General features: G+C 67.6%; 28 protein-coding genes. 14 read left to right on the top strand and 14 right to left on the bottom strand.

Translation table 11 applies throughout. The annotated features are described in order from the left end of the window. Positions 1-110: 110 nt before the first annotated feature. Positions 111-1,298, bottom strand: a complete 1,188-nt coding sequence (locus tag TY25_RS00890) for an MFS transporter (protein WP_162184177.1) — start codon at positions 1,296-1,298, stop codon at positions 111-113. A 186-nt stretch (positions 1,299-1,484) separates the two neighbouring features. Between TY25_RS00890 and TY25_RS00885 the strand changes: the two genes are divergently transcribed. Continuing rightward, positions 1,485-1,904 (top strand): hypothetical protein, encoded by a 420-nt coding sequence (locus TY25_RS00885; RefSeq protein ID WP_226887205.1) that lies wholly within the window; start codon positions 1,485-1,487, stop codon positions 1,902-1,904. A 98-nt stretch (positions 1,905-2,002) separates the two neighbouring features. On the opposite strand, the gene TY25_RS00880 is transcribed toward TY25_RS00885, so the two are convergent. Beyond that, entirely contained in the window at positions 2,003-2,377 is a 375-nt protein-coding gene (locus tag TY25_RS00880) for a DUF4186 domain-containing protein (RefSeq protein WP_042253332.1), read from the bottom strand. Positions 2,378-2,680: 303 nt separating this feature from the next. Between TY25_RS00880 and TY25_RS00875 the strand changes: the two genes are divergently transcribed. Beyond that, a complete protein-coding gene (locus TY25_RS00875) occupies positions 2,681-3,742 on the top strand; it encodes an alpha/beta hydrolase family protein (RefSeq protein ID WP_162184176.1) in 1,062 nt (353 codons plus the stop codon). 40 nt (positions 3,743-3,782) lie between these two features. Here the strand turns inward: TY25_RS00875 and TY25_RS00870 are convergent, their stop codons facing one another. Then, a complete protein-coding gene (locus tag TY25_RS00870; protein WP_042253331.1) occupies positions 3,783-4,880 on the bottom strand; it encodes a winged helix DNA-binding domain-containing protein in 1,098 nt (365 codons plus the stop codon). Between the two features lie 115 nt (positions 4,881-4,995). Continuing rightward, entirely contained in the window at positions 4,996-5,418 is a 423-nt protein-coding gene (locus tag TY25_RS00865; protein WP_042253330.1) for a VOC family protein, read from the bottom strand. 89 nt (positions 5,419-5,507) lie between these two features. On the opposite strand from TY25_RS00865, the gene TY25_RS00860 reads away from it, so the two are divergent. After that, positions 5,508-6,470: a helix-turn-helix transcriptional regulator gene (locus TY25_RS00860; protein ID WP_042253329.1), complete on the top strand. Its 963-nt coding sequence runs from the start codon at positions 5,508-5,510 to the stop codon at positions 6,468-6,470. Between the two features lie 122 nt (positions 6,471-6,592). After that, positions 6,593-6,796 (top strand): hypothetical protein, encoded by a 204-nt coding sequence (locus TY25_RS00855; RefSeq protein ID WP_042253328.1) that lies wholly within the window; start codon positions 6,593-6,595, stop codon positions 6,794-6,796. Positions 6,797-6,890: 94 nt separating this feature from the next. Here TY25_RS00855 and TY25_RS00850 read toward each other — a convergent pair whose 3' ends face one another. The 3 genes from TY25_RS00850 to TY25_RS40265 all read right to left on the bottom strand — a co-directional run bounded on the left by TY25_RS00850 (position 6,891) and on the right by TY25_RS40265 (position 10,578). Further along, positions 6,891-8,495: a peptide ABC transporter substrate-binding protein gene (locus TY25_RS00850; RefSeq protein ID WP_226887206.1), complete on the bottom strand. Its 1,605-nt coding sequence runs from the start codon at positions 8,493-8,495 to the stop codon at positions 6,891-6,893. A 113-nt stretch (positions 8,496-8,608) separates the two neighbouring features. Then, positions 8,609-9,079, bottom strand: coding sequence for a hypothetical protein (locus tag TY25_RS00845; RefSeq protein ID WP_146154161.1), 471 nt, complete (start codon positions 9,077-9,079; stop codon positions 8,609-8,611). A gap of 44 nt (positions 9,080-9,123) precedes the next feature. Beyond that, a complete protein-coding gene (locus tag TY25_RS40265) occupies positions 9,124-10,578 on the bottom strand; it encodes a pentapeptide repeat-containing protein (protein WP_081868601.1) in 1,455 nt (484 codons plus the stop codon). Positions 10,579-10,736: 158 nt separating this feature from the next. On the opposite strand from TY25_RS40265, the gene TY25_RS00835 reads away from it, so the two are divergent. The 8 genes from TY25_RS00835 to TY25_RS00800 all read left to right on the top strand — a co-directional run bounded on the left by TY25_RS00835 (position 10,737) and on the right by TY25_RS00800 (position 17,357). Further along, the gene (locus TY25_RS00835; RefSeq protein ID WP_042253326.1) at positions 10,737-12,947 is read left to right on the top strand and encodes an MMPL family transporter; all 2,211 of its coding nucleotides are present in this window, start codon (positions 10,737-10,739) and stop codon (positions 12,945-12,947) included. A 91-nt stretch (positions 12,948-13,038) separates the two neighbouring features. After that, positions 13,039-14,265, top strand: coding sequence for a sensor histidine kinase (locus TY25_RS00830; protein ID WP_042253325.1), 1,227 nt, complete (start codon positions 13,039-13,041; stop codon positions 14,263-14,265). After that, complete coding sequence (locus TY25_RS00825) at positions 14,262-14,945, top strand: response regulator (protein ID WP_042253324.1); 684 nt, start codon at positions 14,262-14,264, stop codon at positions 14,943-14,945. Before TY25_RS00830 ends, TY25_RS00825 begins: the two co-directional genes overlap by 4 nt. 152 nt (positions 14,946-15,097) lie before the next feature. Next, the gene (locus tag TY25_RS00820) at positions 15,098-15,376 is read left to right on the top strand and encodes a hypothetical protein (RefSeq protein WP_042253323.1); all 279 of its coding nucleotides are present in this window, start codon (positions 15,098-15,100) and stop codon (positions 15,374-15,376) included. Continuing rightward, entirely contained in the window at positions 15,373-16,092 is a 720-nt protein-coding gene (gene atpB / locus TY25_RS00815; protein WP_029895161.1) for a F0F1 ATP synthase subunit A, read from the top strand. The genes TY25_RS00820 and atpB overlap by 4 nt, the downstream gene beginning before the upstream one ends. Before the next feature lie 22 nt (positions 16,093-16,114). Then, positions 16,115-16,375 carry an ATP synthase F0 subunit C gene (gene atpE, locus TY25_RS00810; protein ID WP_014987510.1) on the top strand — a complete coding sequence of 87 codons (261 nt, stop codon included), beginning with the start codon at positions 16,115-16,117 and terminating at the stop codon, positions 16,373-16,375. Positions 16,376-16,382: 7 nt separating this feature from the next. Beyond that, positions 16,383-16,853: a F0F1 ATP synthase subunit B family protein gene (locus TY25_RS00805; protein WP_042253322.1), complete on the top strand. Its 471-nt coding sequence runs from the start codon at positions 16,383-16,385 to the stop codon at positions 16,851-16,853. 6 nt (positions 16,854-16,859) lie between these two features. Next, on the top strand, positions 16,860-17,357 hold the full coding sequence (locus TY25_RS00800; protein ID WP_042253321.1) for a F0F1 ATP synthase subunit B family protein: 498 nt from the start codon (positions 16,860-16,862) through the stop codon (positions 17,355-17,357). On the opposite strand, the gene TY25_RS00795 is transcribed toward TY25_RS00800, so the two are convergent. The 3 genes from TY25_RS00795 to TY25_RS00790 all read right to left on the bottom strand — a co-directional run bounded on the left by TY25_RS00795 (position 17,290) and on the right by TY25_RS00790 (position 18,837). Further along, positions 17,290-18,069 carry a DUF4386 domain-containing protein gene (locus tag TY25_RS00795; RefSeq protein ID WP_201773613.1) on the bottom strand — a complete coding sequence of 260 codons (780 nt, stop codon included), beginning with the start codon at positions 18,067-18,069 and terminating at the stop codon, positions 17,290-17,292. The genes TY25_RS00800 and TY25_RS00795 overlap by 68 nt on opposite strands. A gap of 157 nt (positions 18,070-18,226) precedes the next feature. Continuing rightward, complete coding sequence (locus TY25_RS43320; protein WP_169744307.1) at positions 18,227-18,382, bottom strand: hypothetical protein; 156 nt, start codon at positions 18,380-18,382, stop codon at positions 18,227-18,229. Positions 18,383-18,585: 203 nt separating this feature from the next. Then, positions 18,586-18,837, bottom strand: coding sequence for a hypothetical protein (locus tag TY25_RS00790; protein ID WP_042253320.1), 252 nt, complete (start codon positions 18,835-18,837; stop codon positions 18,586-18,588). Between the two features lie 310 nt (positions 18,838-19,147). On the opposite strand from TY25_RS00790, the gene TY25_RS00785 reads away from it, so the two are divergent. Further along, positions 19,148-19,600, top strand: a complete 453-nt coding sequence (locus TY25_RS00785) for a hypothetical protein (RefSeq protein ID WP_146154162.1) — start codon at positions 19,148-19,150, stop codon at positions 19,598-19,600. A 171-nt stretch (positions 19,601-19,771) separates the two neighbouring features. Here TY25_RS00785 and TY25_RS00780 read toward each other — a convergent pair whose 3' ends face one another. Beyond that, entirely contained in the window at positions 19,772-19,987 is a 216-nt protein-coding gene (locus TY25_RS00780) for a helix-turn-helix transcriptional regulator (RefSeq protein ID WP_042253318.1), read from the bottom strand. Positions 19,988-20,263: 276 nt separating this feature from the next. Here TY25_RS00780 and TY25_RS00775 point away from each other — a divergent pair, with 276 nt between their 5' ends. Continuing rightward, positions 20,264-20,503, top strand: a complete 240-nt coding sequence (locus TY25_RS00775) for a hypothetical protein (protein WP_042253317.1) — start codon at positions 20,264-20,266, stop codon at positions 20,501-20,503. A gap of 57 nt (positions 20,504-20,560) precedes the next feature. Here TY25_RS00775 and TY25_RS00770 read toward each other — a convergent pair whose 3' ends face one another. From TY25_RS00770 to TY25_RS00760, 3 genes are all read right to left on the bottom strand, one after another. Further along, positions 20,561-20,962 (bottom strand): VOC family protein, encoded by a 402-nt coding sequence (locus TY25_RS00770; RefSeq protein WP_042253361.1) that lies wholly within the window; start codon positions 20,960-20,962, stop codon positions 20,561-20,563. Positions 20,963-20,988: 26 nt separating this feature from the next. Next, complete coding sequence (locus tag TY25_RS00765; RefSeq protein ID WP_146154163.1) at positions 20,989-23,307, bottom strand: tetratricopeptide repeat protein; 2,319 nt, start codon at positions 23,305-23,307, stop codon at positions 20,989-20,991. Positions 23,308-23,509: 202 nt separating this feature from the next. Then, positions 23,510-24,529: a hypothetical protein gene (locus TY25_RS00760; protein ID WP_042253315.1), complete on the bottom strand. Its 1,020-nt coding sequence runs from the start codon at positions 24,527-24,529 to the stop codon at positions 23,510-23,512. Between the last annotated feature and the right edge of the window lie 8 nt (positions 24,530-24,537).

Below are 24,537 nucleotides of genomic sequence, written 5' to 3'. Positions count from 1 at the left end.
CGATTACCTATCACGTCGCCCCCCGACCCGTTCGGAAAACGTTGGCCCGTTGATGTTTCCGGCCCCACTCAGCAGCCTATGCCGTCCCGGCGATGCCCGCATCGGGGTAATCACCGATTTAGGACCGAGTCGGGCTCGGCCGGGCGGTCCATCGAGCCGAGCAGGGCGATGAACGGCAGTGCCGACACCGCCAGACCGAGCAGCACCGCCCGAGGACCGGCCAACTCGATCAGCGCGCCGGTCAGTGCCAGGGCGAGCATGCGGACCGTGGCCGTCGCGGCGGTGTTCGCCGATATCACCCGGCCGCGCAAGACATTCGGGGTGATGCGCTGACGGACTGTTGCGACGACGATGAAGCCCAGCGCGGACGCGCCGTCCACGACCAGTACCGTCGCCGCCAGCCACAGCGGTGCATCGAACACCGCGAGCACTCCGACCGCGCCGCCGTCGACCGCCAGCACCGCGGCCAGCACCAAAGGCCATCGGACGGTGTCGCAGTACCGGGCGAGGACGAAGCTGCTGATCAGCCCGCCGATACCCGAGGCCGAAACGATGAGACCGATGGTGAGCGGTGTCAGGTGCAGTTCGTCGTCGGCACGCACCAGCAGCGGCAGGAACGACGCGGCGGCAAGCAGATTCAGATAGCACGCGCCTGCCAGGAGCCTCGCCTGTGCGCTGTTGCGCCATACCAGCCGCAAACCGGCCAGCACCGATTCGTCGCCGTATTTCCCGGAGACCGGGGTGTTCTTCGGCAACCGGGCGAGCAGCAGCGCCGAGATCACGAAGCTCGCCGCGTTGGTCACGAAAGCCACCAGCGGGCCCAGCGATTGCAGTAGCCAACCGCCGGCGGCCGGACCGGTCAGCGTCGCGGCGGCGTCAGCGCCTTCCACGAAGCCGTTGGCGCGCATGAGTTCTCGGTCGGCGACCAGGCTGGGTAGGTAGCTGCCTGCTGCGGCGTGGAATACCGCGTCCCCGGCGCCGGCCAGCAGTGCGAGCAGTACCAGCGGCAGCAGCCGGGCCGCGCCCAGCACCACCTCCGCTCCGATCGCCACATAGACGACCGCGCGCACAATGTCGGCGGTCACCAGCAAGGTCTTGCGCTCGTGGCGATCCACCAAGGCGCCGACGGGCAACGCGGCCAGGATCTGCGGGAGTTGGGCCGCCGCACCGACCACGCCCGCCGTGACCGCGGACCCGGAGGCGGCGAGCACCGCCAGTGGCAGGACGATGTCGGTGACGCGGTCACCGAGAATGCTCAGTGCCCGCGCGGCAACGAAATACGGCAGCGGTGTGCGCATCGGCGCCATTCTTGCAGGGGCGCCAAATCCCGGTGGCGGAGTTGTCCAGCCCCTGAGTTTGAGGGCTCGGGGCGGGCTAACGCCGCTCGGGCGAAGGGCGACAGACGGGACATGAGTCTGAAATATGTTTCCTTACAACGGTTCACGTTCCGTACGGGCGTCGTCGCAGCAGTGATGGTGGCCGGAATGAGTGGGCTCGCCGGGAGCGCCGGCGCCAACCCTGACGATCCGGTGGCGCAGTTCACCTCGACCCTCACACGGGTGCCGGGGCCCAATTGTGCCGCGATCATCAATGCCGAGACGGTGCCGCAGCCGCAGTCCGGCGCGTTCGGCGTTCGGGTGAAGATCACGCAGACCGGGGAGTTCTGCGGGGGCTATCACCTGACCGTGCACTGGCGCAACGTCGACACCGGCCTCACCAGCGGACAGTCCCAACGTGTCGAAGGCACCTCCGTCGTCGGCATGCCGGACAACGTGATCACCGGCATCGGTATGGCGCCGGGTGCCGGGAAGGTGGAGGCGTGGATCGACACGTACTCCCAGGTGTATCCGCAGAATGTGGACCTGGAACACCTCACGGGACGCGCGACGCTCACGCTCGGCTGATCACGCGACGAATCGACCAGGCGGTGGCGGGGATCGACGGATCCCTGCCATCGGGCCGATGAAATTCCTTGCGACGGAGAGCAATAGGCTCGCATCGGTCAGGGCGGCGGTTGATTCGGGGCGTACTGTCGCACGATCCATCGGCAGATCGCGTCGACGACGTAGGCACGTTCGGCGGCGTCGAGTTCGCGCCCGGCGGGGATGTCGTGCCAGCGGGCGAGGCAGGTGCGACAGCACGTGGCGGTGGCGTGCTGGGCGACGAAGACGGGATGTCCGCGGTAGGGCGTCTGTTTGCCGTCGTTGCGCGGTTCGGCCGGGGCCAGCCTGCGGGCGATCAGGTCCTCCGCGTGCTTGCGGACGGTCGTGATCCCGCGCAGGTCGACCACCGCGCGGTCGCGCCCGCGCAGCCGGAACTTCGCGCGGAAATGATGCTGGCCGATCCGGTCCAATCGGTCGTCGAGTTCGTCCGTCATAGGTTCAGGACCAGTCCGCGTACCGTGCGCCCGCCGAGCAGCACCCGGCAGCGCGCCATCACCCGCCGCGCGTCCCCGCCGAATCCGAGGTACGGGTCGACTGTGGTCGTCACGAAACCGACGCTACCAGCGCAGATCGAGACCATCGGGCAGCGCCCACCGCACCCGGCGGTGGGCGGCAGAAGCGCCGCGCGATGGCACGGAATCTACTGGTGAACCTCCGGGTGTTCCCGGATGTGCGGGGTGAATGGGCGCGCTTACAGTCCGTGCAGGAATCGAGGCGGAAAGGGACGGCGAGTCGATATGGCATTTGTCGCCAGCAGGGGTGGGCTTGCCCTTGTAGCGTTGTTACTGTCGGCGGTGGTGGCGGGGTGTGCTTTGTCGGATGAAAAACCTGACGCGCCTTATCATTCGACCGACGTGACAGTGCGCAACAATGGAATCACCATCGGTGGCACCCTCACTGTTCCCGATCGAAAAGGCCCGTTTCCCGCGGTGGTTCTGGTACCCGGCGGTGGCAAGCAGACTCGTGACGAAGAGTTCGCGGCACACAAGCCTTTTCTCGTCATCGCCGATGCGTTGACCCGGGCCGGGTATGCGGTCCTGCGGTCCGACGATCGCGGGGTCGGCGCGAGCACCGGGGACAAAAGCGAGGCCACCTACGCCGATATCGCCTCGGATGTGCTCGCGCAAATCTCTTATCTGCGTGAACGATCGGATATCGATCGCGATCGCATCGGCGTGCTGGGGCACAGCCAGGGCGGCTCCCTGGCGCCGCTGGTAGCGCAGCAGGCACCCGACAAGGTCGCGTTCACCGTGCTGATGGCGGGACCGGCGCAGCACGGATGCGAAGTCCTCGAACATCAGATGCGGGTGCAGCTGCAGGCGACCGGGACGACCTCCCCCGACCGACTGGCGGCGAGTGACGCTGCCGTGCAAACCGAATGCGATCTTCTTCGAGCCGGCAATTTCGACGAGGCGCGACGAAACGCGCGCGACGCGAATCGGCGACTTCCGGAGGCCGAACAATCCCGTGACGAAGATATCGACAAGTCGATCAACCAGGAATATGCGGCTCAGTCGACTTACGACCCCGCGCCCGCGTTGCGCGCTTTGCGCGTCCCCGTCCTTGCCCTTTTCGGAACCAAAGACGTACAGGTCGAGGCTGCGGTCAATGACCCACTGATGCGTGCACTGCTGGCAGGCAACTCGAAGGCGACCGTGCACACCTTCGAGGGCGTGAATCATCTCATGCAACCAGCGGTCACCGGCATGCCGGATGAATACGCGAGAACCGAGACCACCACCGACCCGAAAGTGCTCGACTACATAAAGACTTGGCTGGACCAGAACGCGCGGGGTTGAACGCCACACCAGGATGCCCGCGGCCTTTTCGCGAGACCGATCAGCGCGCAGGCGTTGCGACCTCGACGCGCTGACTGTCCTTGTCGGAGAGGAACAATGCGAGTTCCCGGCCCTGCTCGGCGACGGCGGTGGACTCGGCCCGGGACAGGCGGCGCAGCGGGGCGACGTGCACGGTGCCCGCCTCCTCGGTCCACGTGGCCGCGACCCGGCCGTCGACCAGCACGACGCGCGCACCGGCGACCGACAGGCCGCGGTGCTCGTCGTCGATGATCCGGCTGCGGTCGTGATAGCCGAGGATCGCGTTGTCGAACGCGGGTAGGAAGCGCACGGGGGCAGGGGTGTCCGGGTCGGGGCGGGGCGCGTCCGGGAGGTCGAGCAGCTCGCGCCCGCGTTCGTCGCGGAAGGTCACCAGCTCGGCACGGACCGCGCCCACCGCGGCGGGCAGTCCGGCCAGGCCGCACCAGGCACGCAGGTCGGCCGAGGCCGCCGGTCCGAAGGCGGCCAGGTAGCGCCGGACCAGCTCGCGGCCGACCGGATCGGCATCGTCGGGAAGCGGGGCGAGCGGGCGGCCCAGCCACATGGCCAGCGGCTGATAGCGTGCTCCCGCTTTCGCGCGCCACAGCCCGCGCGGGGGCAGTTGCACCGTCGGGATGAGGGCGGCGATCAGGATTTCACCCAGCGCTCGCGGTCCCGGTGTCGGCCAGCGGCCGGTGAGTGCCCGCGCTAGTTCGGCCATCGTGCGCGGTTCACCGTCGGCCAGCAGCGCGCTGCCCGCCGCCTCGAGTTCGGCCAGATCCACGCCGGCCAGTTCGCGGCGGTAGGTCCCGAGCACGCGCTGGCACAGCATGGCGTGGTGGCGAGGCCGCCAGGCCAGCGCGTCGTCGGCGGTGAGCAGGTGGACGGTGCGGCGCATGAGGTGCAGGCGCACCACCCGGCGCTCGGTGAGCAGCTCATCGAGCGCGGCCGGCTCGAACGCGCGCACTCGCGACCAGAGGCCGAGGAACGGTTCCTGCGGCTCTTGCGCTTGCAGTCCGCACAGGTGGGCGACGGCGTCGAGCGCGGATATCTCGGCACGGTCGAGCAGCATTTGCCGGGCGAGCGTGGCCCGGTTGAGCGCCCGGGTCGTCAGTATCGTCATCCGATCATGCCGCCGTGAGCGACCCGTCCGCTGTTGTGTGTTCTCACCGTGGTGTCCTTTCGCTCGATCGGCCGCCCGGAGCGGGCGCAGGTCTCCCGCCCCTCGTGACGTGGTGCTATCCGTTGTATCCGCTGACGACATCGAGAACCCAGACGACACCGAAGCGGTCGCGCAGCATCCCGTAGGCGGGCGCCCAACCCGCCGGTCCCAGCGGGACCACGATGGTCGCGTCGGCGCGGAGTGTTTCCCAGTAGCCGGTGATCTCCTCGACGCTCTCGCCGCGCAGGGAAACGAAGAACGAATTCTCGCCCCGGTCGTAGCCCGTCCGTGCGGGCACGTCGTAGGCCATGACGTGAAAGCCGTTCTCGGCCAGTACCTGTCCCCACATCACCTGGTCGGCCGCGGACTCGTCTTCGACGTTCCCGGCGTCCTTGTACGTGGCGACGGCAAGGTGGCCACCGAACACGGACTGGTAGAACTCCAGCGCCGCGCGTGCGTCGCCGCGGAAGTTCAGATGGGTGGTGGTCGTGACGGACATGCTTGCTCCTCTGTGTCGACTTGCTGCCGAGACCACGGTCGCAAGAGAAGCGGTCAGGTTGTGTCCGCTACTTCCGGCAGAATCGAAATATGCCGAAGACTTCCGCGCGGCTGCTCACGTTGCTGTCGCTGCTGCAGGCGCGTCGGGACTGGCCGGGAACCTTGCTGGCCGAGCGGCTGGAGGTCAGTCCGCGCACCGTGCGCCGCGACATCGACCGCCTGCGCGAACTCGGCTACCCCATCGTGACCACCAAGGGACCGGACGGCGGATACCGGCTCGGCGCGGGCACACAACTGCCGCCGCTGCTGTTCGACGACGAACAAGCCGTCGCACTGACCGTGGCTCTCCAGATGGCCACCACGGCCGGGGCGGGTATCGAGGAGGGCGCGGTGCGGGCGTTGCACACCATCCGCCAGGTGCTGCCCGCACGGCTGCGACACCGCATCGACACCCTTCAGGTCACCGCGGTCGAGCACCCCGCCGCACCATCGCTCGACAGTGCGGTTTTGCTGGCGATCAGCGCGGCCGTGCATGCCCGCGAGGTGCTGCGCTTCGACTACGCCGGTGCGGGCACGTCCCCGGTTACTCCGCCGCGGCGAGTGGAGCCACACCATCTGGTCACCCGGGGTGGCCGTTGGTACCTCGTGGCGTGGGACCTGGACCGCGACGACTGGCGGATCTTCCGCGCCGACCGGATCTCGCCACGCACCCCGACCGGCCCGCGCTTCGTCCCTCGCGACCTGCCCGGTGCGAACGTGGCCGCCTTCGTCGCGAGCCGGTTCGCCGGTTCCGATGGCTCGGGGGGCTGGCCCTGCCTGGGCGAGGTGATCCTGGCTCGGCCCGCTGCCGAGGTGTCACCGTTCCTGCACGACGGGATAGTCGAGGACCTCGGTCCGGACCGCTGCCGAGTCGTGCTGGGCTCTTGGTCATGGCCCGCCCTGGCCACCGCGATCGGGATGTTCGACACCGATATCGAGGTCGTCGGGCCTGCCGAGCTGACAGCAGCTTTCGCCCTTTTGGCGCGCCGCTACGCCGCCACCGCGACCAGCTGATTCCCGGCCCAGCTCATTTGGTGGGGTGCGCGTCGACTGTTCTAGACCCCCCAAAGCTGGGGTACCGCCCACCGCGCGCAATCATGGATCGTGTTCTTGTCTCCGACGAAGAGGACACTGTTGTGAAAAAGCTCATCGTTGTCGCCGCCCTGACGGCGGGCCTGCTCGCGCCGGCCGGACTGGCCGCGGCGGAACCCGTTGCCGCACCGGCGAACACGACCTCGACCGCGACGTACGTCCAGGGGTCGTCGGCGGACATCTTCTGCGCCGTGATCCGATTCCTGAAGGGCGGCTGGGCGGGTCGTCCCACGGACTGCTCCTTCTGACGCAGCGGCTTCCCGCCGCAGGCGACGGCCGGTCGATCCCCCTGGGACCGACCGGCCGTCGTTTGTCCGGCTACGCCGGTTCACCTGCCGAGGACTAGTTTTCGACGCCTTCGTAGGCGAACAGACCGTTCCAGGTCAGCTTCGCCTGCCGCACCTTGTCCGAATGCCCCGCATTGTTGTTGTCGTCGAACACGGGAATGTCGGGCATGTCCTGGAACAGGATGGCCTGCGCCTTCGCGATGTGCGCGTAGGACTCCTCCGGGGTGGGCGCGGCCAGCGCGGTCGCGATGATCTTGTCGAATTCCGGGTTGACGTAGCCGATGTCGTTGCTCGCCGAATCGGAGAGATACTGCGGCATTAGGAAATTCAGCATCGTCGGGTAGTCGCCCTGCCAGGCGTTGCGGAACGCGGTGCGGATGGATTTACCGGTGATCGCGTCCCGCAGCGGCTTGAACGTGGGGTAGGGCGCGCCCAGGGCATCGATGCCGAGGGTGTTCTTGACGCTGTTCGCGACGGCCTCGATCCAGGCTTGATGGCCGCCGTCGGCGTTGTAGGCGATCTCGAAGCGGCCCGTCCACGGCGCGATGGCGTTGGCCTGCTCCCAGAGTCGCCGCGCCTCGTCCGGGTTGTACGCGAGCAGTTCCACACCGGGCAGGCTGCCGTTGTAGCCGGGCAGGCTGGCCGAGGTGAAATCCTTTGCCGGAACCTTGGTTCCGTGCCAGATGGTGTCGGCGATCTGCTGGCGATTGATGGACAGCGAGATCGCTTTGCGGCGCAGCACGCCCTCCGCGCCGCCGAAATGCGGGACGGTGGGCTGGAATCCGATGTGCTCGTAGCGCGCCGTCGCCTTGTGGATGGCGCGGTCGCTGAGGTCGGAGTTGAAGCTGGTCAGCGCGTTGTCGGGGATGGTGTCGAGCAGGTCGAGGTTGCCGGCCAGCAGGTCCGCGTACGCGGTCTCGTAGGTCGCGTACATCACGAACCGCAGCCCTTTGTTCTTGGCCGGACGGTTGCCGCGATAATCCGGATTGGGCGCGAGATCGATCTGCACATTGTGCTGCCAGGCATTGTCGTTCGCGAACTTGTAAGGACCGTTGCCGACCGGACGCTCACCGAACGCTTTCATATCCCGATACGCGACCTCGGGCAGCGGGAAGAACGGCGTGAAGCCGAGGGAGAGTTCGAAATCGATCGACGGGCGGGTGAGATCGACGGTGAACGTGCGCTCGTCGACCACCTTCAGCCCCGACATCGTCTGCGCCTTGGGCGGATCCACCGATACCTCGTCGTAGCCGACGATCGAGGCGAAAATCCAGCTCTGCAGTTGCGCATTGGTGCTCAGCGCGCCGTAATTCCACGCGTCCACAAACGATTTCGCGGTCACCGCGGTGCCGTCGGTGAACGTCCACCCCGGTTCGAGGGTGATTCGATAGTGCCGCCGATCGGCCGACTCGATGGCCTCGGCGACCTCGTTGTGGGCCTTACCGTCGGCGTCGTAATACTTCAGCCCGGCGAACAGGCGGTCGACCACGCGCCCGCCCTGGTTCTCGTTGGTGTTCGTCGGCACGAGCGGATGTTGCGGCTCACCGCCGTTCGCGGTCACCACGCCCGCCGCCGCGTCGTCCCCGTCGGACGAACAGGCCGTCAGGCCTATCGCCAACGCGGCCGTCACCAATAACGCTGCCCATCTGGTGGATTTCACTTCGACCTCCGACCTCGAGCGGCAGGTCACACCCTGGCCCCTCGTAATTTCTTCGGAGAGTAGCTATTTCGTACGGCGTTGTCCTCGGAATCCGCCCGCCGGGCCGGAAATGTTCAGCCCACCCCGCCGCTCGGCGGGATAGTCGGGGTACCGCCCTTGGTCACGATCTTGACCGCTGTGCTGCCTTGCCATTGACCGGTGGTGGCTTGACCGCTTGGACTCAGGAAAGTGCAGTAGACATCGCCGTACGCCGTGCTACCAGCGGGCGCCGAGGTCTGGAACGAGTCACTGACCCAACGGCCTTGATGATTGGCCGAGCCGCCGATCGCGGAATAGTCGAATTCTCGATACGTCCCAGCGGTGTTGACGCTGTTCTCGACGACCATGTCGCAGGTCGCGGTGCTGCCCGCGGGAATATAGACCCGCCACCCGAGTGTGACCGTGCCCGCAGCGGGACTGCTGATACTTCCCTCGACGCCGTTGGACGCGTTCGCGGTGGGTGCGACGAGGGTGGTGAGGGCGGCGAGTCCGGCGACGAGCAGAGTTGTCGTCGCGAGTTTCTTGGTGGTGGATGGGGTAGCCAACGGGTGCTCCTGGAGATTGCCGGGTGTGTGCCTGTAGAGGCAATTCAACGCAGCGGGAGCGGGCTGAGCCACGAACCCCAGGAGTGGTCGGCCGACACGCAGGGGTGGGCGTTCGCCACCTCGGTGTCGAGAGCGGCTGAACCTCTCGTGGTGATGTTCAGTCTGTCAGGCGGTCGGTTGCACCACCGGCGGCCATTTGTTCGGCAACACGTTGGGGGCTGGGCGCCCGGGACGTGATCCCAGTCGAAGGTCAACATCCGCCACGCGGCGGGGCGCTCGAAGGAGATGGTGGGCCCGGTGAACACGGCCGCGTCGAAACTGGTGTGCCAGCCGTTGAACGCGGCGCCGATGAACGAGGTGTGCTTCTGGAACTTCGTCTTGTGGAAGGAGACCCCTTCACCGCCGAAGATCGCGTCCGCGAAACTCGTTGCGCCGTCCAGTGTCGCGCCGTCGAACCAGGTGTTGGACCCGGCGAACTCGGTTTCGGAGAAACGGGTCAGCCCGGCGAAGGTGGCATTGCGGTAGGAGACCTCCTCGTCGAACCGCGCGCCGCCGAAGTCGGCGGGCCCGGCGAAGGTCACGCCCTCGAACCAGGTCTTGTCGAAGAACCGCGCGCCGTTGAACGACGCGTACTTTCCGGCGAAAACCGTGTCGTTGAAGGTGTTGCGGCCACGGAACTGCGACGAGCTGAAATCGGCGTCGGCCAGGTAGGCCCCGGTCAGATCGAAGTCGCGGTCCGACCACGAATGCTCGGCGGCGGGCACCAGGTGCGCGGCGATGACCCGCACGATGGTCTTGCGCACCTCGAGACCGTTCTGGCTGCGTTCGCAGTCGGGATCGGGCGTGTAGGGCAGCCGCAGATACCCGCAGAGCACGTCGACGCACACCTGCACTTCGGCGTGGTTGCCGCGGGCGTGCCAGTCGTCGGCCAGCGCCGCCATCGCGTACACGCCCGCCATCCGGACGGCCGGCGAGGCGTGGGCGAGTTGTCCCGAGGTGGTGGTGAACCGGGTGCGCAGATCGCGGATCGCGGCCGCGTCGTGTTGCGCGGCAGCCAATTCGTACTGCTTGTTGCTGACGACCAGTGCGTCGGCCGAGGTCTGCTGCGCCTTCGCGGCGATCTCCTGCGCCGCCGTGGCGAGTCTGTTCGCTTCCGCGAGGAGCGCGACGGCGTGGGCGGCGGTGTGCTGCGTCGAGTCCGCGGTGCGCTGCCGCCGAATGGCCAGATAGGCGGCCCCGCCTGCCACGGTCAGCGCCACGACCGCCACGGTGTTGCGGACCGCCTCGTACCACTGCGCCGTGGCCAGGTGATGTCCGGTCAGCCACCACGGGCCGCCGCCGTCGATCAGGCGTACGGCCACCATCAACACAGGTAGCGCGAACGCGAACGTCGCGACCATCCCGAAGAGCGTCTTCCACAGCAGCTTCCAGCCAGGTTCTGGAACATGAACGGGAACAGCCGCATTGGGATCCACCGACACCATGTGATCTTCCCTCATCGCACGAATACTGACCGGACATCACCGTATCTAGTGCCTCGCCGCTCGCAACCGCCCGGTGCCGTGTTCATCAGTGAGAACGTACTGCGAATGCAGTAGTCGCAACAGCCTCCTTCCGCACGACGCGGACTACGGAACCGTCCTACGAGCATGGCGGCATGGCGAAATTCCTCTACCGGCTGGGCCGGTTCGCGTTCGAGAAACGGCGGCTGGTCGTGCTGCTCTGGCTGGGCGTGATGGCCGCCGTGGTGGCCGGGGCGCTCAACGCACCGAAGCCGCCCCCGGACACCTTCTCGATCCCGGGCACCGAATCGCAGCAGGCCTTCGACCTGCTCGGCGCGCGTTTCCCGGGCACCAAATCCGATGGGGCGCAGGCCCGGATCGTCTTCGTGGCCCCCGCGGGCGAGCAGGTCGGCGCCGAACCGGTCAAGGCCGCGGTCGAGAAGATCCTGTCCGATGTCGCGAGCGGCGCCCAGGTGAAGGGCGTACTCGACCCGTTCCAGACCGGTGCGGTGAGCAAGGACGGCACGACTGCCTATGCGACGGTCAGCTACGGCGAAACCACCCAGAACCTCACCGACGCGACGAAGACGGCGCTCACCGACGCGATCGACGCGGGCAAGTCCGCGGGCGTCACCGTGGAGGTCGGCGGGACCGCGCTGATGGCCGAGCCGGAAATGGGCGGCGCCACCGAGATCATCGGAATCGCCATCGCGGCCGTGGTTCTGCTGATCACCTTCGGCGCGTTCGCGGCCGCCGGACTGCCCCTGCTCACCGCCCTGATCGGGATCGGTGTGGGCATCGCCGCCATCGTCGCGATCGGGCTGTCCACCACGACCACCACCCTGGCGATGATGCTCGGGCTCGCGGTCGGCATCGACTACGCGCTGTTCATCGTCTCGCGGTATCGGAGCGAGCGCGCGGCGGGTTACCGCGCCGTGGAAGCGGCGGGCCGTGCCGTCGGAACCGCGGGTTCCGCGGTGGTTTTCGCCGGGCTCACCGTGGTCATCGCGCTGGCCGGGCTCGCCGTGGTCGGGATTCCCGCGCTCACCACGATGGGCCTGGCAGCCGCGGGCACGGTGGCCGTCGCCGTGGTGATCGCCTTGACGCTGTTGCCCGCGCTGCTCGGGTTCTTCCAGCAGGCGGTCATGCCGAGGGCTTTCCGCAAGAACACCGTCGCCGGCCGGCCCGCGGATGACGCGGCCCGGCCGACTGCGAAACCCACGATGGGGACGCGGTGGGCTCAGGTCATCGTCCGCAGGCCGGTGCTGGTGTTGCTGATCGGCCTGATCGGTATGGGGGCCTTGGCCTTACCGGTGCGCAGCCTCGAACTCGGGTTGCCGGGCGACGAAGCGCAACCCACCTCGACAACCCAGCGGCGCGCCTACGACGCGCTCGCGGCCGGCTTCGGTCCCGGTTTCAACGGGCCGCTCACCGTCGCGATCGATGTCGCGGGTGTCGCCGACCCGAAGGCCGCGGTAGAACAGGCGACGAAGACGCTGACCGCGACGAAGGGCGTGGTGTCGGTCACGCCCGCCTCGTTCAACCAGGCCGGGGACGCCGCGGTGCTCACCGTGGTGCCCGCCACCGGTCCGTCCACCACCGAGACCAAAGACCTGGTCCACGCGGTGCGCGACGCAGCAGGCGAACTGCGGACGGCGACGGGGGCGACCATGCTGGTCACCGGTGCGACCGCGATGAATATCGACGTGTCGCAGAAGTTGGCGGACGCGCTGCTGCCGTACCTGGCCATCGTGGTCGGGCTGGCCGTGCTGCTGCTGATGGTCGTGTTCCGCTCGATCGCGGTGCCGATCAAAGCGGCGCTGGGCTTCCTGCTCTCGGTGGGCGCGGCTTTCGGCGTGATCGTCGCGGTGTTCCAGTGGGGCTGGCTGGCGAACCTGCTCGGCGTCGAGCAGACCGGGCCGGTGATGAGCATGATGCCGATCTTCCTGATCGGCGTGGTGTTCGGGCTCGCGATGGACTACGAGGTCTTCCTGGTCACCCGGATGCGGGAGGCGTTCGCGCACGGCGAGAGCGCACACGACGCCATCGTCACCGGGTTCCGGCACAGCGCGCGGGTAGTCGCCGCCGCGGCGGCCATCATGATCGCGGTGTTCGCCGGATTCATCGGCGGCGGCGAACCGATGATCAAGATGATGGGGCTGGGGCTCGCGTCGGCGGTGTTCTTCGACGCGTTCGTCGTCCGGATGACCCTCGTCCCGGCGGTCCTCGCGCTGCTCGGCGACAAGGCATGGTGGCTGCCCCGGTGGCTGGCGAGGATCCTGCCGAATGTGGACGTCGAGGGGGAGGCGCTGAAACACATCCAGCCCGTCGAACCGGATCGCGAACTGGAATCCGCTCGCGTTTGAGCGGGCACGCGCCGTCCGGCCGTCCATCGGGGCGGCCGGGCGGCACGTTCCTGACCAGCCGGTTAATGTGCAGGGACAAGGAGGTGCAGGCATGACCGCCGCTTGGTCGCAATGGCCGCGCCGACACCGGCACGCCATCGACGTGATCATCGCGGTCCTGCTGTGCGCGTTGGCCACCTACGCCAGCCGGGTCGCCGGGGGCCTCGACGGGCACGGGCCGATGGTGGTCCGGCCCGCATCGCCCGCCGTGTTCGCGTTGTCGGCGGTCGCCTCGCTGGCACTGCTGTGGCGGCGGCGGTTCCCGCGCGGCGTGCTGCTGCTCACCACCGGCTGCGCGATCACGATCGGCGTGCTGGGTTTCGAAATGTCGATCGTCAGCGCGGGCGCCGCCTTCGTCGCGATGTATTCGATCGAAATGTATTGGCCTCGAACGTGTTACGCCAAAGCCGCGCAGGTGTCGGCTGGGCTCGCCCTACTGATCACCTCGTTGATCACCTCGTTCACGCCGCTGTTGACCGGGGACCGCATCACCTTGATCGCCGGCCTGCTGGTGGCGTCCGCGTTCGGCGAAGCGGGCCGTAATCGGCGTGACTACCTCGCCGCGCTGCATGCGCGCGCGGAGCTGGCCGAACGAACCCGCGAAGAGGAAGCGCGGCTGCGGGTCAGCGCGGAGCGGCTGCGGATCGCGCGCGAACTGCACGATGTGGTGGCCCACCACATGGCGCTCGCGCACGCCCAAGCCTCCACTGCCGCATACCTTTTGCGAATTCAGCCGGATCAGGTGCAAGAGATGCTCGACCAGCTGTCCGGCACCACGTCCGCGGCGTTACGCGAGCTGAAAGCGAGCGTGGGACTGCTCCGGGAAAGCGACGCAGACGTCCCCCTGGCGCCTGCGCCCGGCCTCGCGCAACTGGGCGAACTGCTGGCCTCGTTCGAACGGACCGGACTGACGCCGTCGCTGTCGATCAGCGGGGTGCCGCGTCCGCTGTCGCCCGGCACCGACCTGACGGCCTACCGGATCATCCAGGAAGCACTCACCAACGTCACCAAGCACGCGGGTGCCGGCGCGTCGGCCACGGTCCGCCTCGTCTACTCACGGCTGCTGCTGACCATCAGCGTCAGCGACGACGGGGGCCGGGATTCGCGCCCGCCCGCGCCGGACGGTCAGAGTTTCGGCCTGATCGGTATGAACGAACGAGCCATCTCGGTCGGCGGCAATCTGCACGCCGGACATCGCCCCGACGGCGGATTCGAAGTCACCACCGAACTGCCGCTCGCGCACTCGGAACACCTTGACCTCGAGGACAAGACAGCATGACCATCCGGGTTCTCCTGGCCGACGACCAAGCGCTGCTCACGGGCACCTTCCGGCTCCTGATCGATTCGGCCCCCGATATGGAGGTCGTCGGAATCGCCGGAAACGGCAGCGAGGCAATCGATCTGGCTCGCTCGACCCAGCCGGACGTGGTGGTCATGGACATCCGCATGCCCGGTGTCGACGGCCTGGCCGCGACCGAGGAGATCTGCGACGATCCCGCGCTGCGCCGGACCAGGGTGCTGATCCTGACCACCTTCGAGCTCGACGAGTATGTGGCACAGGCGCTTCGCGCGGGCGCCAGCGGATTCCTCGGCAAAGACGTCGGCCCCGAAGAACTGCTGGGCGGCATCCGATCCGTCGCCGCCGGCGATGCCCTGCTCTCACCCACCGCGACCCGAACCCTGATCGCCCGCTATCTCGCCCTACCGGAAAACCGCATCAGCGCAGGCGATCCCGTCGAAATCCTCACCGCCCGCGAACGCGAAGTGGTCGTGCTGGTCGCCTCGGGACTGTCCAACGAAGCCATCGCCGAAAAGATGTACGTCAGCCCGCTCACCATCCGCACCCACGTGCAACGAGCGATGTCGAAGCTCGACGTACAGAACCGAGCCCAACTCGTCGTCATCGCTTTCCAGTCCGGACTGGTGCGCATCGAGGCGCCGCGCCGGGAACACCCCTGACCTCGGGCGAGTAGCCGCCGTCGGCGCGCGGTCGAGCCGCGCGCATCTCTCTATCTCATCGCATCGTGCTGCCCCATGTCAATAGCGTTGTCACGACGAGATGTAGCAACTATGCTACGTCGTAGAACGACCTCAAAGGGGAGGCTCCGGTGATGATGACAACAGCGATGTACTTCTGCGCGGGACTCGCGCTCGGGTGGGGAAATGCCATGTGGACGCGGCGGGCGCTCACCCGCATCGTGGACGACGACGTGACGAGCGGGCGGCTGGTCTTGCTGTCGATGACGAGATTGCTTGTGCTGACCGTGGTTTCGATCGCAATCGCATTCCTGGCCGGGGCGCCCGGCGTGGGCGTGTTCTTCGGCCTCGCGGTATTCCACGCCGCCCGGCTGTTCCGGGTCCGGCGACCAGCTTTGCAGGGGCAGACATGACGACGATCAAGGTCGGCGAGCACCAGACGGTCCGGCTGCTCGGACTGGAGTTCAACGTCGACACCATCGTGTCGACCGGCGTGGCGGCGGTGGTGGTGCTCGGGCTCGCGTTCTATCTGCGGGCCACGGTGACCTCGGGCGTGCCCAACGGGGTGCAACTGTTCTTCGAGACCGTCACCGTGCAATTGCGCAATCAGGTGGAGAGTGCGATCGGGATGCGGGTCGCGCCGTTCGTGCTACCGCTCACCGTCACCCTGTTCATCTTCATCCTGCTGTCGAACTGGTTGGCGGTGCTGCCGGTGCGGTACGGCTCGGGTGAACTGATCCATCCGCCGGCGGCGGACGTCAACTTCGTCTACGCGCTCGCGGTATTCGTCTTCTTCGGTTACCAGGCCGCGGGCATCGCCCGGCGCGGCCCGCTCGGGCATCTGAAGCAAACGCTGAAGGGGCACGCGGGATGGGGGATGGTGCTCATCAACATCATCGAGGAAATCGCGAAACCGCTGTCCCTGTCGCTGCGACTGTTCGGGAACATCTTCGCCGGTGGGGTGATGCTGTCCGTCATCACGCTGCTGCCCGCCTGGATCAGCTGGGCCCCGAACGCGGCCTGGAAGCTGTTCGACCTGTTCGTCGGGCTCATCCAGGCCTTCATCTTCTCGCTGCTGACCATCCTCTATTTCGCCGAGTCGATGTCGCGCGAGCACGAAAACCACTGACCACGAAGAAGGGAACAAGAAAATGGCAGACATCACCAACGCGGCGATCATCCAGTCGGCGGCGCTCATCGGCGGCGGACTGATCATGCTCGGCGGCGCCATCGGCGCCGGTGTCGGCAACGGCATGGTGGGTTCGTCGCTGATCGGCGGCGTGGCCCGGCAGCCGGAGGCCGAAGGCCGGTTGCGCGGCAACTACCTGATGACGGTCAGCCTGATCGACGCCGTGTACTTCATCAATCTCACCTTCATGGCGCTGCTCGTCTTCGCGACACCGGGCAAGTAGGCGCGACATGTCGACGAAAAACACTGCCGGAGAGAACTTCCTGCTCCCCAACGGCACCTTCTTCGCCGAGTTGCTCATCTTCGTGACCGTGCTCGGCGTCATCTGGCGCTTCGTGGTACCGCCGATCAATCGCGCACTGGAAGAACGCGAGGCGCGGGTCGCCGAGACCGAAGCGGACGAGCGGGCGGCCGCCGCGCTGCGCGCCGAGGTAGATCAGCGCTATCGGTCAGCGCTCGCCGAGGCCGAAGGCGCGGCCGCCGCGATCCGGAAACAAGCTCGGATCCAAGGGCGTTCGCTGATCGCGCAGCGGAAAGCCGATGCACAGGAAGAGGCCGACGCCATGGTGGTCCAGGCGGCCATCGAGTTGCGCGCCGAGGCCGAGCGGATCGGCGCGGAACTGCACGACAGCGTCGAACCGCTCGCACGGACGCTCGCCGATCGCGTCATCGCCGACCCGGCACAGGTCGGAAGGAGGTAGCCGCAGGTGCACGACATCGTCTGGGACTGGCCGGTTTTCCTGAGTCAGCTGTTCGGTTTCGCGATCATCGTCTGGGTGCTCGTCAGATGGGTTGTGCCGCCGCTGTCCACCGCGATGGCGAAGGCGCAGAACACGGTTCGAGCACAACTGGTGGACAGCGAGCGCGCAGCGAACCGGGTGGTCGCGGCCGCCGAGGCGGACGAGGCGGCGGTGGCGCAAATCGCCATCGCCGCACGGCATCTCGAACACGACGCGCACACCGACGCCGCTCACATCCTCGAAGAATCACGAGTAGCCGCCGAAGCGGAAGCGTTGCGGCAGCACAGTTCCGGCCACGCACGCCTGGCCCGCCTACGCACCGAACTGACCCGTGAACTCCGCACCACCCTGCACACCGCCGTACTGACCCGCACCGAACAACAAGTACGCACCCACTTCACCGCCCCCCGAGCCAAAACCACCGCCACCGACCGTTTCCTCGACGAACTGGAGGCAATGCGCTGAAGGCGGCCGACTGGCTTACGCCTCTGGATGCGTTGCGCAGCAACATGGTTCCGAGCACTGCGAGCCAGATCGTCACCGCACTGGTGAACGGGAGCAAGAACTCGAAGCCGGCTCCCGGCAGGCGCAGGAACAGCGCCGACCCACCGGCGAACCAGCCGAACGAGAGCACGATCCCGAACCAGCACAGGGTGGGGGAGAATTGGCGGCTGCGCAGCAGAGCGACCGCGTAACCGGTGAGCGCCGACCCGATCAGGACATGGGCGAGCATGGTGGTCCCGCCCACGAGTCCCTCGACGACCTGGTAAGCGGCCTGCGCCTGCGCCGCCGTGCGGTCGCCGTCGGCCCACTGCCCGGCCAGCACGCCGGTCGTGACCCCATCGTGGGCGTAATCGACCGAGAACACCGCGACACCGACGAACATGATCGGATCGACCATCCGTGCGAGCGCACGGGCGTGGGGATCGGCCAGCGCCCGGCCGGCCGTCGACAACGCGACCGCCCAGCAGATCATCCCGATGATGCCCAGGTACGCGGCGAGAAACCACGGGCGACCCTCGACGTAGGCCAGAACGTCGAGGGCATCGCCACGCGGAATGTCCTGCCGCCACTGGATCATTCCGGCGGCGATCGCGCAGATACTGCCCAGTACGGCGAGCACGCCCGCTGCCGTGCCGCGCAGCGCTCGGGAACTGTCGATGATCTGCTCGGACATGATTTTCGGCCCCGCCCTTCCGAAAGTCGAGATGAAGTTTCAGCGTAGGTAGCCACGACCGGTCGCGGGATCCGGGAACCCCCCGATATCGATCCAGGTCAGCCCGGATCGACGCGATGCCGCGAGACGGATCCGGTCGTGCCCGGCCCGCGCTCGCTCAGTCCGGGGGTTCCTGTGCCCCTTCGGTTTCGGTCAACTCGGGTGCGATCTCCCGCGTCGCCATCCCCCCGTCACGCCCCTGATCAGTGGGACCCGGCCGGCCGCCCTTCGGCTCGTCCGTCTCGTTGTCGTCGACCTCGTTCGCGCGATGCATGAGCAACCTCCTCTAGTAGGTCGACTCGCAATACCCCCTCCGGCGCGTTTCGATCACCAGGCGCGGCGAACTCGGCTTGGACTTGGACCGGGCGGGCTGCTGATTCCAGCACGCGCCGGCCGCGTGTGCACTTCCAGACCAGTAGACCGGTCGCCGGACGGAGCGAACCGGCCTACGCGGCCAGGGGTTTCGAATGGACCGGGTCAGCGGTCCTGGCATACGGCGCGCAGCACCAGGTTGATCGGCGGGATGACGATGTTGTGCAGGACCGCGTTGTCGTAGATCGAGGCTGCGAAACCGTCCAGGGTGGGCCGGATGGCCAGGCAGGCGGGGCTCGCGGGCGGGATCGGACGGTCCCAGCCCGGGCCGCTGCCCGGCGAAGCGTTCGCGGTGGCCGGGGCCAGGGTGAATGCGGCCGCGGTGGCGAGGGTAAGGGCGGCGAAGGTCTTCTTCATAATTCCTCCTGACGATACTTCACGGATGTGATCAGCGATTACTTGGAGACCATCGCTAACCACGCGGGGCGGTGTTAGCAAATATCCCGCAACCTGCGCCGTGGTCTCCGTCACAAGACCTTGTGGGGTGCCCGGAAAGCACGGGAGGTCTTCGCTGCGGTACCCACGATCGCGTCCGGAACCCGAGGGGACGCGACACGCCCGGACGTCCTGAGAGAGAATACGGGCGTGAGTGACGCAATCAGGAAGATCTTCAGAGCTCGATCCGCGGTGCCGACGGGTGTCGTCGCACCCACGGGCTGCTAGGACGATGTCGGACCGGGACGAGCCGGAGCGGGGATCCCCGCCGGGGCCCGGCGAAGACAGGCTCGATGCAGTGGAACGGGTACGCAGGAAACTGGAAGGCCTACGGGCGGCCGAGACCGATCAGCCTGATGCGAGCGATGGCGAATCGAAGCTGATCCGGCTGCCACACCGCCCGCGACGCATGAAACACGACGCGGGTGCACCCCCGCGCAAACCCTGGCAGGCGCCGGGCACGGTCTTCGACCCCGCCCCGACCAGACCCGTCATGCGATCGGAACTGCAGCGTGAAACCGGCGAATGGCCGGTCGACGCCGACCCCGCCGAGGACGGCGTGGGCGAGCAGGACGCGAGCGTCGTCGATCTCGCCGCCCTACGACGAAAACGGGCCGCCGACGCCCCGGCCGCGGGGATCCGGCGCGTGGCCAAGCCGCGCAGAGTCGATCCCGAGCAGCCCTGACGGGGCGGTTCACCACGACGTGCCGCTCATTGCGCGGTGCTCTGCCGCAAGGCCTGCCCTGCCCGCGCGCGCCAGCAAAGACGCTGCCAATTCCGGATTGTCGGCGAGTCCGTCGGTGACCAAAGCCGCGGCGCAATACCACCCGCCGTGGTGAGCGAGGCTGAGCCCGCGTCAGTTGCTGAGGTCGGTGCGGGTGCCCTGCCCGGGTCGCTCCGCTATCCATGCCACGATCTCCGTCTCGTCCCACACCGGAGTCCGGCCGATGTGCCGCGCCGGGGCGGGGGCGTAACCCCGGTGTGCGTACGAGCGGAAGGTGCCTGGTCCGATCCGCCGCCCTGTCGTCTCGAACAGGAGGTCGACGCACTGCTGTGCGGTGATCTCAGCCATATGCCCAACCTACCGGGCTACTACGAACAGCACGCTGGATCGCGGTCGTGAACGGGAACGCCTAACCGTCAAGAGATTTGGCGTGCACCACAGGTCCGGTAGTGAGTCGCTGCTCGGCTACGGGCACAGGAGTGGACCACGGTGATTTCCGAGATACCGAGGCTTGCAACATGATTCGGCCTGAACTAGGTTGACGGTTGGGAAGGGGAGCGGATTCACGCCGGACGTGCACCGGCAACGTCATCACGTGTGTTTCACCCGGGAGCCAAAACTGTTATGTCCGAACGTAATAAGGCGATATTTCTCAGCCGCGGCCAAGTCGCCGAACGACTGGGCGTACAGCAGGGCGCACTCAGCAACTACAAACTACCCGAGCCCGACGCGATCATCGGCCCGCTGAACGCCGACGGCACCGTACCCCGTGGCACCACCCGCGGCTGGCTTCCGCAGACCATCGACGAATGGAATGCCCGCCGCCCAGGCCACGGTGGCCGACCGCGCAAACAGACTTCATGAGTAAGCCGGCTATGGACACCGACAGCGCGGAACAGCCCATCGCCATCGCTCGGATACTCACGGCCCATCTGGGCACCGGCTAGCCAGGACGCAGAATTCATTGCCTTCCGGGTCGGTGAGGACGACCCAACTCACCTCGCCTTGGCCGACGTCCGCGGGGCGGGCGCCGAGTTCGAGGAGACGGTCGACTTCTTCGGCTTGCTCGCGGTCGACGGGATTGACGTCGAGGTGGAGCCGGTTCTTGACGGTTTTGCCCTCCGGCACGCGCACGAACGTCAGCAGCGGTGGTACCGGACCGGGGCGGTGCTTGCCCTCGGGTACCGCGGAGGAGCCGATCGTGACGAGTCCTTCTTCGTCGTCGGTATCTTGCACCTCGTATCCGAGTACCGCACACCAGAATTGGGCGAGGGTGGCGGGATCGGCACAGTCGATCGCGAGCTCGGTGAACTTACTGGTCATATCGGCAACGTAGTCGCCGAGGGACGTCATCGTGGGCGACGGGCGGACTCGGCGCGGTGCGCGGACTCGGCGGCTTCGTCGTGGTGTCCCAGGTTCCGGTGCATGCGGGCGAGGTTGTCGAGGGTGGTGGCGAGGTGGTCGGCGTGGACGGAGGGGTGGGCGGCGGCCAGTCGTTCGAAGATGGCGACGGCGCGCTGAGCCGGGTCCAAAGCTTCGGTGAGACGGCCGAGTACGGCCAGCCGGGCGCCGAGGGTGTGCAATGCGAAGCCGAGGGATTGGGTGTAGGCGGCTGGTTGGACGGCGGCCAGTTGCTCGAGCAGCGCGGTGGCGCGCTGTGCCGCGGCCAGGGCCTCGCTGTGCATGTCGTTGGCGGACAGCTTGTTGCTGAAGTTCGTCAAGGCGCGGGCCAGGTCGCCGGACGGGCCCGGCCGAGCCGCGGCCAGCTTTTCGAAACAAGCCACCGAGCGCTGGGCGGGGCCGACTGCTTCGGCGTGAAATCCGCTGTGGTCGAGACGATTCGCGAGCGTCTCCAACGCTCTGGCCATGATGTCGAGCTGGTTGTCGTCGGTGCCGGGCGATCGTTCGAGCAGTGCTACGGCGCGCTGTGCGCAGGCGATCGCCTCGGTGTTGTCCACCGCGCCCAGCAGAATGGCGAGGTTGTTCAGCGAATAGCTCAGGTCGACAATGCCGGTCGGGTTCGCTCTGGCGAGCTCGTCCCGGATCTGCACGACCTGGCGGGCGGCGCGCAACGCTTCGTCGGCCCGCCCGCTGCTGTCGAGCGGCGCGATGAGATTGTGCAGTGCCAAAGCGAATTGGTGGCGATAGGTCGAAGGATCTTCGGCGGCAAGACTTTCGAATACTTCGACCGCACGCCGGGCCGGTGCCAGTGCGGTGTCGGGATCGCCGTTCTCCTCCAGCCGCAACCCCAAGCGCATCGACGCCAAGGCGTACTCGGCGCGGTAGCGTTGCGGCTCCTCAGCGGCCAGCTGTGCGTAGCGGGCGACACTGCGCTGATTCTCCAGCACCGATTCCGCGAGCAGACCGGACAGGTCGAGCGCCGCGGCCAGTTGATCGAGTGCCTTCGCGTGGGCGGAGCGGAATACGGGGTTGTCGGCGGCGAGCTGTGCGGCGACGGCGACCCAGCTGCGCGCCGGTTCGATGGCGTCCTCGGGACGGGCCAATCTGACCAACACCGTGACCAGCTGGTCGAGCGCGTTGAGGTGAGCGACCCGGGAGCCGACCTGCCCGTCACCGAGCTGTTCGGTGAGTTGCGCTGTCCGGTAGGCGATCTCGATCGCTTGCTCGATGTGCCCGATCCGCGCCAGCAGGCCGCGCAACGACACCATGGTCACCACGAGATCCTGCAGATGGATGTCGGGATCCCGCGTTGCCAGGTGCTCGCGCAGTTGCGCGCTGCGCTGGACCGGCGCCAGCGCCTCGGTCTCGCGGCCGACGTCGACGAGCCGATACGAGAGGTTCGACAGTGCGGTCGCGAGCGGAGCGAGATAGCGGTCCGGGTCCGTGGCGGCGAGGCGCTCCAGGATCTCGGCCGAGTGGCGGGTGTGTTCGAGCGCGGCGTCGAAGCGGTCGAGTTCGAAGAGATAGACGCCCAGATTGCACAGTTCGATCGCCCACGAGCCCTCGAACTCGCCCGGTTGGTCGGCGGCCAGCTTCGCCAGTACCGCCACGGCACGTTCGGAAGTCAAGGCGGCTTCGACGGTTTCGTCATCGGCGTCGAGTCGCCTGGTGAGTTCGATCAGCGCGGCGGCCAAGTCGGGCAGCAGTTCTGGGCGGGCGGCCGTGGTGCGTTGCAGTTCGTCCACCGTGTGTCGCAGGTCGGGCAGGGTGTCGGTGGACGGGGTATGCATAGGGCCGCCCGGGTCGGTGGTGTCAGCGATGAACCCCAAATCGGCTGCGGCTGCGGCTATCCCACCCCGATAGCCCTGGCCGACGGCGCGGATCCGCCACCGCTGCTGCCTAAGGTAGATTTCGCAGGCGATCGTCGCCCGGTCTCCGGTGGTCGCGGGCATCGAGAACTCGGCCAGCGGCTGACCCGAGCGGCCGACCGCGACGAGTTCCACCGGCGGCACGGTGTCGCGGTCGCTGAGGAGCACCACTACGCGCTGGACGTCGTCCAGCTCGGCGAGGTCGAACTCGATATCGCTGCCCGACAAGCGGATTCCCGAAATCTCGGCCCCGGCGGACAGCACGTCCGCCGCAGCGCCGGCATCCTCCGGGAACACGACGGCGTGCACATCGATCGGAACCTCCCCTCGATCCACCCGCAGTCGAACCGTGAAAGCGGTCGTCGGCAGCGGCATGTTCTGCCCTCGAGTGAGCTGCACAGCCCCACCTTCCCTCGACCTGCCGGCGCCCGGCCGTCCCCCGATTCTCGTGCCCCCGCCCCGGCCCCAACAGTCGTTCACTCAGCCGACAGAGTCCGCAAAAGGGGCCGGGGCCGGGCCTTTCCGGATCGGACAAGATCAACCGGCGGTGCTCGGCGCAGTGTTGGTGGTGCTCGTCGTGCTGGTGGCGGCACCAGCCGACTCAGGGACGGGGCACGAGGGGATTCCAGCGTCGCGCCAGTTCGTCGAGTCGATCGCGGATGCGGCCGATTCGTTTGGCCGGCGGCGTGCGCAGTGAGAACTGGGAAACCGAAAGGAGAACGGGGAGGGTCTGGGCCGGTTCGGGTACGTGCTGGTACTGCAGAATGCCGCCGAGTTCCGGGCCGTAGCCCAGATCGACGGTGATCTGGTCGGTCCGGTATTCGATGCGGTCGGCGATCGGCCGCGACGCGAGCGCCGCCACCTCGGGCAGCAGGCGCAGCAGCAATGCCGGTGCGAGGCCGACGATCACGGTGGCCGCCGCGACGGCAGGACAGGCGACGAGGACGCGGCTGAACACCGTCCAGCCGACGGAGAAGACGCGGGCGCCGCGCGCGGGCATCGGTTGGGCGATCGCCTCGCCGATCGCGCTGAGGCCGACGCCGGACGTCAACGCCCGCTCGAACCAGACGACAGGCAGGTTGTAGTGCCGAAAGATCAGTTGCCAGAACGTCAATCGCCCCTGCACGCGTTGCGCGAGCTGATGCACGAGCACGGCCTCGAGTTCCGCGGGCTGGAGCCGTTGCAGGGATTCGGGTGGCACGGTGATGATCCGGTCCGGCACCAGGAACTGCCGGTCCGCGTCCTTGACCCACAGCGTGTAGGCCGCGGCGGGCACACCTACTTTGTGCGCGGCGTTCTCCCAGGCGGGTGTCAGCCGGAGTTGTTCCTCGTCGGTAGGTGGTCGCAGCCCGAAGATCCGCAGTAGCCAGCGCCGATCGGGGACCAGGAACCGCGCGGCGCTCCAGACCGCGCACACCATGAACCACGCGGCGGCGAGCGCGCCGGGGAAGCCGACGCCGGCCGCGCGGCCGAGTCCGTAGAGCAGTACGGTCAGCACCGCGGCGGACGGTAACGCAGAAAGCAGCAGCTCGGTCACACCGCGCACGCGATCCGCGGGCGAGCGTCTGGCTACCGCAGCTCCGCCGGGGTAATTCGCCTTGGCGATCACTTCGGAGGTCATGTCCGACG

The sequence above is a fragment of the Nocardia brasiliensis NBRC 14402 genome (genome assembly GCF_000308475.2).
In the GTDB taxonomy this organism is placed as follows: Bacteria; Actinomycetota; Actinomycetes; order Mycobacteriales; family Mycobacteriaceae; genus Nocardia; species Nocardia brasiliensis.
Note: the sequence above shows the minus strand (reverse complement) of the source record. Positions and strands in the feature narration are given on the sequence as shown.